The organism is Virgibacillus sediminis, from assembly GCF_042643265.1.
Taxonomy (GTDB): domain Bacteria; phylum Bacillota; class Bacilli; order Bacillales; family Amphibacillaceae; genus Virgibacillus_O; species Virgibacillus_O sediminis.
In genome coordinates, this window is record NZ_JBHRRZ010000017.1 from 253873 (window position 1) to 266548 (window position 12676).

General features: G+C 45.1%; 12 protein-coding genes. 4 read left to right on the plus strand and 8 right to left on the minus strand.

Annotated elements, in window-relative coordinates; translation table 11 throughout:
• Window positions 1–103 precede the first annotated feature (103 nt).
• Window positions 104–721 carry an NUDIX hydrolase gene (locus ACFODW_RS12225; protein WP_390306828.1) on the plus strand — a complete coding sequence of 206 codons (618 nt, stop codon included), beginning with the start codon at window positions 104–106 and terminating at the stop codon, window positions 719–721.
• A 120-nt stretch (window positions 722–841) separates the two neighbouring features.
• On the opposite strand, the gene ACFODW_RS12230 is transcribed toward ACFODW_RS12225, so the two are convergent.
• Window positions 842–2101 carry a YeeE/YedE family protein gene (locus ACFODW_RS12230; protein ID WP_390306830.1) on the minus strand — a complete coding sequence of 420 codons (1260 nt, stop codon included), beginning with the start codon at window positions 2099–2101 and terminating at the stop codon, window positions 842–844.
• A gap of 196 nt (window positions 2102–2297) precedes the next feature.
• Between ACFODW_RS12230 and ACFODW_RS12235 the strand changes: the two genes are divergently transcribed.
• Window positions 2298–3530 carry a dicarboxylate/amino acid:cation symporter gene (locus ACFODW_RS12235; RefSeq protein WP_390306832.1) on the plus strand — a complete coding sequence of 411 codons (1233 nt, stop codon included), beginning with the start codon at window positions 2298–2300 and terminating at the stop codon, window positions 3528–3530.
• A 57-nt stretch (window positions 3531–3587) separates the two neighbouring features.
• Here the strand turns inward: ACFODW_RS12235 and ACFODW_RS12240 are convergent, their stop codons facing one another.
• From ACFODW_RS12240 to ACFODW_RS12250, 3 genes are read right to left on the minus strand one after another with little or no spacing between them, the layout of a single operon-like run.
• Window positions 3588–3869: a hypothetical protein gene (locus tag ACFODW_RS12240; RefSeq protein ID WP_390306834.1), complete on the minus strand. Its 282-nt coding sequence runs from the start codon at window positions 3867–3869 to the stop codon at window positions 3588–3590.
• 56 nt (window positions 3870–3925) lie between these two features.
• Complete coding sequence (locus ACFODW_RS12245; RefSeq protein WP_390306837.1) at window positions 3926–4336, minus strand: Spx/MgsR family RNA polymerase-binding regulatory protein; 411 nt, start codon at window positions 4334–4336, stop codon at window positions 3926–3928.
• A 33-nt stretch (window positions 4337–4369) separates the two neighbouring features.
• The gene (locus ACFODW_RS12250) at window positions 4370–4987 is read right to left on the minus strand and encodes a TetR/AcrR family transcriptional regulator (RefSeq protein WP_390306839.1); all 618 of its coding nucleotides are present in this window, start codon (window positions 4985–4987) and stop codon (window positions 4370–4372) included.
• Between the two features lie 178 nt (window positions 4988–5165).
• On the opposite strand from ACFODW_RS12250, the gene ACFODW_RS12255 reads away from it, so the two are divergent.
• On the plus strand, window positions 5166–5873 hold the full coding sequence (locus ACFODW_RS12255; protein WP_390306841.1) for an NAD-dependent protein deacylase: 708 nt from the start codon (window positions 5166–5168) through the stop codon (window positions 5871–5873).
• A gap of 108 nt (window positions 5874–5981) precedes the next feature.
• Here the strand turns inward: ACFODW_RS12255 and ACFODW_RS12260 are convergent, their stop codons facing one another.
• Complete coding sequence (locus ACFODW_RS12260) at window positions 5982–6578, minus strand: YpjP family protein (RefSeq protein ID WP_390306843.1); 597 nt, start codon at window positions 6576–6578, stop codon at window positions 5982–5984.
• 208 nt (window positions 6579–6786) lie between these two features.
• Window positions 6787–8196: a SpoVR family protein gene (locus tag ACFODW_RS12265; protein ID WP_390306845.1), complete on the minus strand. Its 1410-nt coding sequence runs from the start codon at window positions 8194–8196 to the stop codon at window positions 6787–6789.
• A 130-nt stretch (window positions 8197–8326) separates the two neighbouring features.
• Here ACFODW_RS12265 and ACFODW_RS12270 point away from each other — a divergent pair, with 130 nt between their 5' ends.
• Window positions 8327–8674: a hypothetical protein gene (locus tag ACFODW_RS12270; RefSeq protein ID WP_390306847.1), complete on the plus strand. Its 348-nt coding sequence runs from the start codon at window positions 8327–8329 to the stop codon at window positions 8672–8674.
• Window positions 8675–8722: 48 nt separating this feature from the next.
• On the opposite strand, the gene yhbH is transcribed toward ACFODW_RS12270, so the two are convergent.
• Complete coding sequence (gene yhbH / locus ACFODW_RS12275) at window positions 8723–9892, minus strand: sporulation protein YhbH (RefSeq protein WP_390306849.1); 1170 nt, start codon at window positions 9890–9892, stop codon at window positions 8723–8725.
• Between the two features lie 389 nt (window positions 9893–10281).
• Entirely contained in the window at window positions 10282–12177 is a 1896-nt protein-coding gene (locus ACFODW_RS12280) for a PrkA family serine protein kinase (RefSeq protein WP_390306851.1), read from the minus strand.
• Between the last annotated feature and the right edge of the window lie 499 nt (window positions 12178–12676).

A 12676-nucleotide genomic window follows, 5' to 3' on the forward strand; every position in this document is an offset into this window, starting at 1 on the left:
GGCGCCTTCCATATTGCCAGCCGATGCATTTCTTTTACATAGAAACATAGGCTTGTATAATAGAATATAAAAACAACTTACCATCTTTAAAGGAGGTGACCAGATGGAAGTATCATCTATTGTCCACAAGTTGAAAGGCAGAACACCAACCATTTTGGGCCAGGATAAGTATTTCCGCTCGGCAATTTTAATTCCCCTTGTCGAAAAGGATGGCGAAACCCATCTCCTATTTGAAGTAAGATCGATGAAATTAAACAGGCAGCCGGGTGATACCTGCTTTCCAGGGGGCCGAATTGAACAGAGTGACAGCAGTCCGCGGGAAGCGGCAGTCAGGGAAACAACAGAAGAACTGACCATCAAGGAGGAAGAGGTGGATGAAGTAATTCCCCTTGACTATATCGTTTCCGATTCTGGGAGGATCATCTACCCCTTCATTGGAAAAGTTGCGCCCCGACAAGAAGTGAAGCCAAATGACGGGGAAGTAGAGGAGGTCTTCACTGTTCCCCTCAACTTTTTCCTTGAGAACGAGCCTGAAGTACATCAGGTACGTCTACAGGTACAACCGGCGGATGATTTTCCATATGAATTGATTGTCGGAGGAGAAGATTATAACTGGCAGTTCCGTGAAACCGATGAACTGTTCTACCAGTACCATGGTAAAGTTATCTGGGGGTTAACCGCTAAAATCCTCCGCCATTTCGTCGAGCTTCTTAAGGCCTAAAAATATATGGTTCTTATTAGGCTTCCGCACTTTCGAAATTCCATACGAAAAATCGAGTGTCCGTTAGCCATAAAAAAAGTGGATTGCCAACAGGCAATCCACTTTTTTTCTCATTTTAATTTAACAGAAGGTATCTTGCTTATTCGGATTCTTCATCCCGAACAATGGGCGGATCAATAAGGCAAGCCCTGTACCAAGCAAAGCCATTACCATCCATACCCATCCATGCAGGCTGAAGGAGGCGATGCCGCCGAAGTAAGCGCCGATATTACAGCCGAATGCCAGACGGGCACCATATCCCATCAACAGTCCACCGATGATGGATGCACCGGCAATGCCAGGTTTTATCTTACGTGGCTTGAAGTTTCCTTGTGCAGACGCAGCAATGAATGCACCCAGAATAATGCCGAAATTCATGACACTAGTCGAGTCGGCTAGGACAGACTGGGTGAGGGCTTCCCCGTTCGCTCCTGAGAAATATCCCCAGGATGCCACATCAATTCCGACAGCAGAAGCGGCTTTTCCGCCCCACAACGCGAATGCTGAGGTAATACCCCAAGGATTTCCGCGGATCGCCAGGGTCAAAGCATTCAGTACGGCCAGAATGATGGCTGCTGCGAACAGCGGCCAGGCTCCCCGGAAAACTTTTTTCCAGCCATTCGTGGTTGCCAGCGGCTTCATCATTGGCGGGTTTTTCTTTTTGGCAATCTTGATCGTCAGCAAATAGATTCCAGCGAAGATGACCATTTGAACAAACCATCCGCCAAAATATCCAAACCCTGTCGATTCAGCCAGGGAAATGGCTGGAAGTGCAGGGGTATCCATCCAGAATGTAAAATGATAGGCACCGATGGTTGATCCTACGATGAATGAGATAATTGTCAGAACCATGGAGGATGAGCCCCCACCTAGGTTATATAGTGTTCCAGATGCACAGCCATTACCGAGCTGCATACCAATCCCGAACATAAATGCGCCGACCAGTACGCTCACACCAACAGGTGAGACATAGCCAGACGGGTCATTTCCTGTGAAACTGAACCCAGTCCCCAGAATAATCGCAAATAGTGTCGTGGCTACTGCCAGCATCACCATATGTGCCTGCAGACCTTGTACATTACCGACAGATGCAAGTCTGCGGAATGCTGAAGTGAAACCGAAGCGGGCGTGCAGCAGAGTCACTCCCAAAGCAATACCAATTATATATAAAACACCCTGTGTCAATGTGGTAGTAGTTAAAATTGCGATCAACAGAACCAGCGCCACCATGATACCTGCTGTCATGTATGGTTTCTGGATTGGATTAAGTTCCTTTACTACCGTAGTAGGGTCAATGTTGAATTTTTTCGTTGATGATGAACCTAACGCGGTTTGCTCCATCAAACAAACCTCCTTATCTGATAATCTTACTAGGCTTTAAATTATAGAATAAACTCACCAAGATGTAAATACTATTTTTATAGAAAGAGCAGAAGTTTTGACAGATACATGAAGAGTATTGTAACGTAAGTTGACTAATCCAATAAAGTTTCCAGTATTTCTATTCATTATATTTTTTCAAGGAGGAGGGTAAATTTTGAAGGCTCTTTGGAGAGGTTACATAGAAACGTCACTAATATTGAAAATCACTGCTGCCCTGATATTGGGAGTAGTAGTCGGCCTGGCAGCTGGTGAGGATGCCAATGTCCTGGCTCCGTTAGGGGACCTATTGATCCGTCTGCTTAACTTCCTGATCATCCCGTTAGTACTATTCACCCTAATTGTCGGCATCAACCAGACAAACGTTCTGAATCTCGGACGGATGGGCGGGAAAACGATCTTCTATTATATCGCCAGTACTGCTTTGGCGATTATCTCAGGCTTGGTCATCTCCGGCATTTTCCAGCCTGGAAGCGGTATGCCATTCCCTTCAGGTGAAGAACTGGATACTCCAGATAGCCCAGGGCTGAGCACCGTCCTTCTGAATATCGTCCCGGATAATATTGTCACTGCTTTCAGCGAGCTTAATCTATTGGGTATTATATTCACTGCTCTCGCTTTCGGAATTGCCATTTCTATTTTGCGGTCTTCCGAAGCTTTTGCTAAACAGGGAAGGCTCGTTTATAGTGTCGCTGAAGGATTGAATGAAGCCACACTGACCATTATGAGAGGTATTCTCCAATATGTTCCGATCGGCATCTTCGCTATCGTCGCAGGCACAGTGGGGACCCAGGGGACCGACACCTTATTATCCCTCGGCCACATGCTCATGGTCTTCTACATCGCCCTGTTGGTACAGCTGGGATTCTATATTTTATTCCTGCTCATCTTCAAGATTTCACTTGCAGACTTTTTCCGGCATGCCCGCACACCAATGCTGACGGCGTTTGTTACCCAGAGCAGTTCCGGAACGCTGCCCCTAACGCTTAATGCTGCAAGGAATATGGGATTGAACAAAGGACTTTACGGGTTCAGCCTGCCACTTGGAGCCACCATCAACATGGACGGTGCAGCCATCCGCATCGCAGTTTCTGCAGCGTTTGCCGCCAATATGATTGGAGATCCACTCAGCTTTACAGAGATGCTGCAAGTGGTCCTTATCGGTACATTGGCATCCATCGGAACCGCTGGAGTTCCAGGGGCTGGCATCATCATGATTGCCACTGTATTCGTCCAGGTAGGACTTCCGCTTGAAATTGCAGCCCTGCTGACATCTGTAGATGCCATCATTGGAATGGGGGCAACCTCCCTGAACATTACGGGCGATATGACTGGTACGTCCATTGTTGATAAAACAGAAAAAAGACGGAAACAACCTGTAAGGTCTTAGCAAAGAAGTATAAAAGCACCCTCGGAATCTTCCGGAGGTGCTTTTGCTTTGATTTTGCTATTTGAAATGGTCTCTGTATGCCTGTACAAATTCCTCAGGGGAAGTCTTCACATTATAGGAAAATACCCCTTTGGCTGTATGAAGATATAACAGGCCTCCCTGACCGCCAATAAAGCGGTAAGACATATCCAATACGTCTTCGATAGGAAATTCCCTATGCTTGGTAACCACTTTGTCCTCATAGAGATAGAGGGTCCGCGGATCTTCCACATCTATCTGTTCCAGGCTATTTACCTGTCTTTCCACCTTAAAGTAAGGCTGTTCTGCGATCAATTCCATGGTAACCCTCCAAAGGGATGGTGAATAATTGCTGTTCTGCAGTCTGTCGTCTGCAGCTAGATTTCAGCCAGACGCAAATGGTTTCTCTTCCATTGGATCCATTGGTTCTCACGAGTCTTCCTCGGAAGGAACTGCCGGATATCCTCCTCATGGTAACCCACCTGCAACCGCTTATTGTCCATAATTATCGGACTTCTCAGCAGGTTGGGATGCGTTTGGATCAACTCCAGCAATTCCTTCAATGGGAGAGCATCCATATCAATGTCCAGCTCCTTATAGATTTTGGACCTTGTAGAAATGATTTCCTCTGTACCATCAACGGTCAACCTTAGTACATCATAAAGTTCCTGTATGGTAAGAGGATCCCTCAGTACATTGCGTTCCGTAAAAGGAATTCGATTATTCCTCAGCCATTCCTTTGCCTTCCTTGTCGACGAACATGGTGCACCATAAACCTTCACTGTCATTTATCATACCCCATTCCTAAAGAGATTTATATTCTATGTACGTTTGGCTAAACCTTTTTTCAGCAAATTCATCTCGACGGTGAAATTATCCATTGCTTCACCGTCCGACAGTTCCCTGGCAAATTTCTCTACAAAGTTGCGGAATACAACAGCAGTAAGGATCTGTATGACATAAAACAGCTCTTTCTCCTCGGATATATTCAAAATTTCCCTGTTGATCAACTGTTTTATTTCCTCTATTTGTTCATTGCTCTGTGTTCCGCTGAACATAGTGGTAAAGGCATCTTCTATCTTATGTGTGACATTCAGGAAGGCGTTCTTCAAGAAGTTGCGCTCCTCCTCATCAGGCATGTCATACAGGAACTCCCTGTATATTTCCGTGACCGCTTCAAAGATGTCCCCATCATGTTTTTCCAGCATGGCAATGAAGGAATTCTTTCTTTTTACCGCCTGTTCATTCAGCAGATAAAAAAAGATATCCTCTTTGTCTTCGAAGTACTGATAGAAGCTTCCACGTGGAATGCCGGCCGCTTTTACAATATTGGAAATCGATGCTTCAAACAATGGCACCCGTGAGAATTCCTCTCCTGCAGCATGAATTAATTTCTGCCGTTTTTCGTCCGGCAGATTAAAAAATGTCGGCTTCGGCAACGCATTTCCCCCCATCACTCATGTGACACTATGTCATTTCTTATACTTCAATTATAAATGACACAGTGTCATGGGTCAATTTAATCCTTTACTATCCGCAATTTTTTTCACGATATTTTACTATTTTGTGACGAAAACGGGAAGTTAGTATAATAAAAGGTGAAAAGGAGAGAGCAAGTTGCTGAAAAAGTGGATAGATGAAGCTAAACATACCGTCGTTTTCACCGGTGCTGGGATGTCTACGGAGAGCGGGCTGCCCGATTTCCGCTCCGCCAACAAAGGACTATGGCAGAGCAAGGATCCGAGTAGAATTGCCAGTGCCGATGCGCTCAATAATAATGTCAGTGAATTCATAGCGTTTTACCGCGAACGCGTTCAGGGTGTCAGGGAGTATGGCCCTCATAAAGGACATCACATCCTGGCAGAGTGGGAAAAGCAAGGAAAAGTGCAATCCATCATCACCCAAAATGTGGACGGCTTCCACCAACAGGCCGGAAGCCGGAAGGTAGCCGAACTCCACGGCACACTCCAAAAGCTTCACTGCCAAGCATGCGGCAAAGTGTATGACAGTGAGGACTATATCAACCAGGATTACCATTGTTCCTGTGGCGGTATACTCCGTCCTTCCGTTGTCCTGTTCGGCGAAACCCTTCCGGAAGAAGCTTTCGACTTCGCCATGTCCGAAGCCAGGAAGTCTGATTTATTTATCGTCATGGGCTCTTCACTCAGTGTCACACCGGCAAACCAATTTCCCATTATTGCAAAGGATAGTGGAGCGAAGATAGTCATTATAAATAAAGAGCAGACAGAGATGGATCACATTGCCGATCAGGTTATCCAAGGAAACGAAATTGGTGAAGTGCTGGCAGAACTGAATTCTCCTTAAAGGCATAACGGCTCTTTCAGTGGACCTCAAGAATTTACCGATTTCAAACAATAAAAAAACAGGTGCCGGCTAACAACCGCTTGTCGCCTTTTGCCGATACCTGTTGAATTATGCCATCCACTTGGGTGGCATATTTTTATCCCAGTAGATTTCTCCTATGTCATAATGCTCTTCGAATCCATCTGTACTAAGATGGTAGTGGAAATTGAACCAGTATCCTTCCCATGGACGGTTGTCCCTGCGCACATGGAATTTGGCAATGTCCTTTCCCTGCCTGCTGTCATGGATGTTGAAAATCCTTTCCCCTGTACCTGAAGACGGGTCCTCTGTAATGCTGAAATAGATAGGGGCAGCATCGCCGGATTCCATAACCAGCTGCTCCACGGCCTCTTCCATTTTCGGAAAGATTACCGCAGTAAATTCATCCTCTACCTGTGGGAGGATTCTAGGGCCTAATTTATACATGGTTTGTTCTTTTGCCTTTTCTGTCAGGGTTTTTAGATAGTCCTCACTGTCAAAACCGAGCGTTACTTCGAGTTCGCCGGCCCCTGTACTCCGAGTTTCTTCCCGCCCTGCATCCAGCTTGGTGTTTGCTCCGTGTCCCTCATTCTCTGTCTCTGCAGTCAAATGGGCGGGAGGTGTATACATTCCAAGCGTCATAACAGTAATCATTGCCACTAAGGCTTTTCTCATCCATGGCTTCATGAAAAAATCCCTCTCGTCTATGTACTTACCTAAATTTTATCATGGATAAAGGAAATGTCTATGGAATTTTCACTATCTTAACACTCCTGTAACAGAGTGAAAGGAAAGAGGCGGGAAGTTACAAGAGAACTGCGAACTAGAATGGTTTGCCGCCAAATGAAAAAGAGCAGGCATCCATGCGCTGCTCTTCCATCCTGACAGGCTTCACTTACAGCTGCCTGCGGTTTATCTTTTCTCCATCATAATAGAAAACAACTTGTTTATTCTCCACCATGGTTTCCATATGGACATTCCTTCCCCAAAGCTGGTAAATATATGGCAGTACATTTTCCAAGTAGTGCAGATCCAGCTCTGTCCCTTCATAACTGTGGGTAAGATATAATTCTCCATTACGCAGATAGTCCCCATTGGTTACCGTAATATATGGAAAACCGCCATTCACTCGCATAGACACCAGTTGATCTCGTACATTCTGATAATCCTTGTCTGTAATCCGGTAATCCCGGCCCTGCTTCTCAAACAGGTACATATCCTCCTGTTCAACCAGCTCTTTGGTCAGGTAATTACGGATAAAGGAAATATCCGACTCGATTTCCCGCACTTCGAATATTTTCTCTCTTCCTGACCCCGGCTCTACTCCCATCCGCTTCATTTCCTCTGTAGGATTATTGTAGCGCTCTTCAATATCTTCGAATATCTTCAGACCAAGATAGTAAGGATTTATCTGCTGTTTGGAGGGCTGCACCACACTTGCATTCAACGAAGCAAATTCAACGACTTCATCGGAAGTCAAATCCATTTCCCTCAGGATCCGCTGGTGCCAATAACTGGCCCACCCCTCATTCATGATCTTCGTTTCAAGCTGCGGCCAGAAATACTGCATCTCCTCCCGCATCATTGTTAGAATATCACGCTGCCAATCCTCCAATTCCCGGCTGTATTCCTCAATGAACAGAAGTATATCTTTTTCCGGCTTTGGCGGGAACTTCTTCCTTTTTTTGAATAGTCTCGGCTTTTCCACTGGCTTTTCGTCTAAATTCCATAAATCATCATAATCACTCTTTGCTTTTGTCACCTGCTGTTCCTCTTCCTCTTCTTCCTCATAGGCAGGAAGCTTTGGCCTCACAATGGAAGGGTCGATATGTTCCTGGATGGAAAGTACAGCATCCAGGAAACTTTCCACTTCATCTTTCCCATGGACAACTTCATAATGTGCGATGCGCTCCGCCGTGGCCGTCATGGACTCGACCATATCCCGCCGGGTGTTTGAGAACCTCACATTATTCTTAAAGAAATCACAGTGGGCCAGCACGTGGGCTATGATCAATTTGTTTTGTATCAGACTGTTGGTATCCAGCAGGAAAGCATAGCATGGATCCGAATTAATCACCAATTCATATATCTGGCTCAAACCCAGATCATACTGCAGCTTCATCCGGTGGAACTGCTTTCCAAAACTCCAATGGGTGAACCTAGTTGGCATGCCATAAGCACCAAATGTATAAATGATATCAGCGGGGCAGATTTCATATCGCATTGGATAGAAATCCAGGCCAAAATCGGATGCAATCTCGGTAATCTCGTCAATTGCATATGTCAGTTCCCTCTGTTCCGACAAACGGAATCCCTCCATTCTAGTTAATGATCACTTCTCCAATTTTCCAAGCAGGAGACTCCAAATGAAATCGCCCATGCCAAGTGTATATTTTTTTAATCCGGGAAAACTAAAAAGCAGAGGAGGGATTTTCATGCAACAGCAATTCTTGTCAATTGAAGAATTCAATGACTTACTGCATAAATGGAACGGCCGCCGCATTAAAATCACCAAGCATGAAATGGATGATATTGATGAAACCTTAATGGATCTGCAGACAATCTCCTATGGAAAAGATAACCGGAGAATTGACGACTATGAGCCAACCCACGAACTTCAGCTCAATGGAGACGCCGAGATTGAAACAGCAGATAATGAATTTGAACCTCTGCCTTCCCCGACCTATGAAATACCGCTGGAAGACGATTCTTTATATGAGAAGGACGGCTCCCAGCTGATTATCAGTACGGACCGTGCCGTCTATAAAATCGAGCAGGTATAGAGATCGTTCAGGTGGACTTCACCTGAACGATTGTCCTATTTCCGCATTTTATACCGGCTGGGTCTCTTTTTTGAAAAAGCTTTTCATCGCATGATATACATCGCTTTTCTGTTTGAGGATATGATGGCGGAATTTTGGGTCGTCTATCGTTTTATAGGCATTCATTAAGGTGGAAGGGCGATTGTATCCATTCACCTCGCCATACCCGAACATACTGGAGACATCCATAATTTCCTGTACCAGCTGCAGACATTTCGGGTTATCGGACGTGATATTCTCTCCGTCAGAAAAATGAAAAGGATAAATATTATACCGGGCAGGGCTGAATCTTTCCTCAATCAGTTCCAATGCCTTAAAATATGCGGAGGAACAAATGGTTCCGCCACTTTCTCCCTTGGAGAAGAAGTCCTCTTCGGAAACTACTTTGGCTTCGGTGTGGTGGGCGATGAATGCTATTTCAACCGATTCATATTTAGAACGGAGAAACTTCGTCATCCAGAAAAAGAAACTTCTTGCCATATACTTCTCAAATGTCCCCATCGAAGCACTCGTATCCATCATTGCCAGCACTACTGCCTTCGACTCGGGCTTCTTCACTTCGTTCCATGTCTTAAATCTTAAGTCATCCTGGTAGATTGGGGTGATTCCAGGTTTTCCTTCTGTAGCATTCCTTTTTAATGCGGTGAGAATGGTTCGCTTTTTATCAATATTCCCCATCAGGCCTTTTTTCCGCACGTCATTGAACTCCACTTTATCCGTGATGATTTCCGCTTGTTCCTTCTGCTGCAGGTTTGGCAATTCCAATTCCTTGAAGAGTACTTCCTCAATTTCAGCTAGTGATACATCTGCTTCATAATAATCTTCCCCAGGCTGGTCGCCTGCCTTTTTTCCTTTGCCGGCACCCTGCTGGCCTTGGCCTGGCTGACCTGGCTCTCTTGCAACAAGATCACCGACTTCACTGTCTCCGTTTCCTTGGCCCACATGCTTGGATTTGCTGTAGTTATAACGGATTTTATACTCATCCAGTGAGCGTATTGGAATCTTGATCACATCGCGGCCGTTGGACATGATTATATTTTCTTCACTCACTAAGTCGGGCAGATTATTTTTAATGGCATCCTTTACCTTATCCATATGGCGCTGCTGATCCTGATAGCCTTTGCGATGGAGGGACCAGTTTTCCTTGGAGACGACAAAATTTCCATTATCTTCGCTCATGATCTTCCCCCTCCTGAAAAGTTTCTTCACCTGTCTCTAAAGCCTTCCAAACAACCAATCAAAACATCCCTATGCTGCAAATCTATCAACTTACTTTTCATTATTTTATGCAAGTACTTGCCGATTATTGACAAGTTTCTAAAACAAAGGACCAAAGCTCCCGGTTGATGACATAGGGATTATGTTCAGTGCCATGAGGGAAGAGCTGCATGGCAGCCGGTACACGGTGCTGGACATCGCTGCTTCCAGATTACAAATGGTATAGCGTTCTGCCTAATAAAAAAGAGGATACCGCCCAGGCAGAAAGCTGCCGGGCGGAGAAAGAGAAACAAAAAGCAACAAGACGCTCATTATATGTCTTGTTGCTAGCAACTGTTCTTCAGCTTGAGTTATCTATTCAGGAGGCTTCCCACATAGCGCAGTAAATCATTTGCTGAAACAGAGTTATATCCATGTTCATCAATCAATCTGGCTATTACTTCATTGATTTTCTTCAATTGATTTTCATCTGGCGTCTTGGAAGAGGTGGTAATCTTCACGACATCCTTCAGATCCGCAAACAGTTTCTTCTGAATGGCTTCCCTCAGCCGTTCGTGGGAATTATAGTCGAAACGCTTCCCTTTTCTCGCATAGGCTGAGATCCGGATGAGGATTTCCTCCCGGAAGGCCTTTTTAGCGTTCTCCGAGATACCGATCTGCTCTTCAATGGAACGCATCAGCTTTTCATCTGGATTCATCTCTTCGCCGGTGAGCGGATCTTTGAGTTTATTGCGGTTGCAGTATGCTTCCACATTGTCCAGATAATTATCCATCAGTGTTTTTGCAGACTCTTCATAGGAATAGACGAATGCTTTCTGTACTTCCTTCTTCGCAATCTCGTCATACTCCCTTCTTGCCACCGATATATAATTCATATATCTTTCCTTGTCTTCTTTGGAAATGGACGGATGCTGATCCAACCCTTCTTTTAGCGACCTCAGCACATCCAGGGCATTAATGGCCGGAACATCCTTCCTGATAATGGCCGAGGAGATCCGGTTGATGACATAACGAGGGTCGATTCCCGTCATCCCTTCTTCAGGGAACTCATTCCTCAGTTCATCCACATCCACTTGATTGAATCCTTCCACATTTTCCCCGTCGTACAGCCTCATTTTCTTCACCAAGTCCATTCCATTTTTCTTGGAATCTTCCAATCTCGTTAAAATGGAGAAGATGGCGGCAACCCTCAAGGCATGCGGAGCCACATGGACATGGGCCATATCACTTTCCCTGATCATCTTCCCATAGATACGTTCTTCCTCGGTAACCCTAAGGTTATAAGGAATCGGCATTACGATGATCCGGGAGTGGAGCGCTTCATTCTTTTTATTGGATATGAAGGAACGGTATTCCGCTTCATTTGTATGCGCCACGATCAGTTCATCTGCACTAATCAACGCAAACCTTCCCGCCTTGAAATTCCCTTCCTGGGTCAGGGAAAGCAGGTGCCAAAGGAATTTCTCATCACTTTTCAAGATTTCCTGGAACTCCATCATTCCCCGGTTCGCTTTGTTCAATTCTCCATCAAAACGATAGGCCCGTGGATCTGATTCCGAGCCGTATTCAGCAATGGTGGAAAAGTCGATGCTGCCCGTCAGATCAGCAATATCCTGGGACTTAGGGTCGGATGGAGAGAAGGTTCCAATTCCGACACGCTTATCCTCTGAGAAGAAGATCCTTTCCACTTTCACATCTTCAATCCGCCCGCCGTATTCCTTTTCCAGTCTCATCGTGTTCAGTGGGGACAGATTGCCCTCTACCCGGATGCCATATTCCTCATAGAAGTCCTCCCTAAGATGCTGTGGAATCAAATGAAGGGGATCTTCGTGCATCGGACACCCTTTGATCGCATATACTGCCCCTTCATCAGTCCGCGAGTACTGCTCCAGCCCGCGTTTCAGCATCGTCACAATCGTTGATTTACCGCCGCTTACCGGCCCCATTAGCAACAGAATCCGCTTTCGGACATCCAAACGCTTGGCTGCCGGATGGAAATACTCTTCCACCAGCTTTTCAATCGCGTCTTCCAGGCCAAAGATCTCTTCACCAAAGAAATGATACATTTTCCTTCCATCGCGCTCTGACAGTCCTGAACTTTTAATCATATTATATACACGTGAATGAGCAGACTGGGCAACTTCCGGCCGTTCTTTCACAATTTCCAGGTAATCCGCAAATGTTCCTTCCCACTGTAGACGCTTCTCTTCTTCCCGGTAGTTTCTCACCTTGTTTAATATATCCATAGATTCTCCTCCATTTAGGACAGGATTTATATCATGTTATGCGGAGAGGGAGATGAACATGCCCGGAAGTTTCCGGTGAATCATTTCTCCCATAAAAGACTAGCCGTCTCTCTGCTGATGTATATGCAACCGTTTCCAATATATTATTTAGGAAGAAGATATTATGGAGATTTTTCAGCAGTTGCCTGGAGAAAATATAGGAAAGTGTGGGGGATGGGAGGTTTTCGCCCCAAGTTAGTGGGTGGCTATTCCTACTTAATGAGTGGATAGATGGAAATCTTATAATTTCAGCTTTTTGCATTATAGACAAACGTGTTTAATCAAGTAAAATCCAAACTGACTGGAAATTTTGTTTGGTGGGGATACCTGCTCCGGAAATATACTGATATGAACGAAACTGTCAAGCCTATATAACCTCAGGATAATTTGGGCAACTTTAAATTAAGAGTCACTTTTCAACTCTTTTTTGTCTACTGTTATTGAGTAGTAAACTGCTACA

What these genes read in the sequence shown, in the direction of transcription:
- ACFODW_RS12240 (WP_390306834.1), bottom strand. Translation starts at nt 3,869, where the DNA reads ATGGAATTGATCGCAGAACAGCCTTACTTTAAGGTGGAAAGACAGGTA.
- ACFODW_RS12230 (WP_390306830.1), bottom strand. Translation starts at nt 2,101, where the DNA reads ATGGAGCAAACCGCGTTAGGTTCATCATCAACGAAAAAATTCAACATT.
- ACFODW_RS12225 (WP_390306828.1), top strand. Translation starts at nt 104, where the DNA reads ATGGAAGTATCATCTATTGTCCACAAGTTGAAAGGCAGAACACCAACC.
- yhbH (WP_390306849.1), bottom strand. Translation starts at nt 9,892, where the DNA reads ATGAGCGAAGATAATGGAAATTTTGTCGTCTCCAAGGAAAACTGGTCC.
- ACFODW_RS12270 (WP_390306847.1), top strand. Translation starts at nt 8,327, where the DNA reads ATGCAACAGCAATTCTTGTCAATTGAAGAATTCAATGACTTACTGCAT.
- ACFODW_RS12280 (WP_390306851.1), bottom strand. Translation starts at nt 12,177, where the DNA reads ATGGATATATTAAACAAGGTGAGAAACTACCGGGAAGAAGAGAAGCGT.
- ACFODW_RS12260 (WP_390306843.1), bottom strand. Translation starts at nt 6,578, where the DNA reads ATGAAGCCATGGATGAGAAAAGCCTTAGTGGCAATGATTACTGTTATG.
- ACFODW_RS12245 (WP_390306837.1), bottom strand. Translation starts at nt 4,336, where the DNA reads ATGACAGTGAAGGTTTATGGTGCACCATGTTCGTCGACAAGGAAGGCA.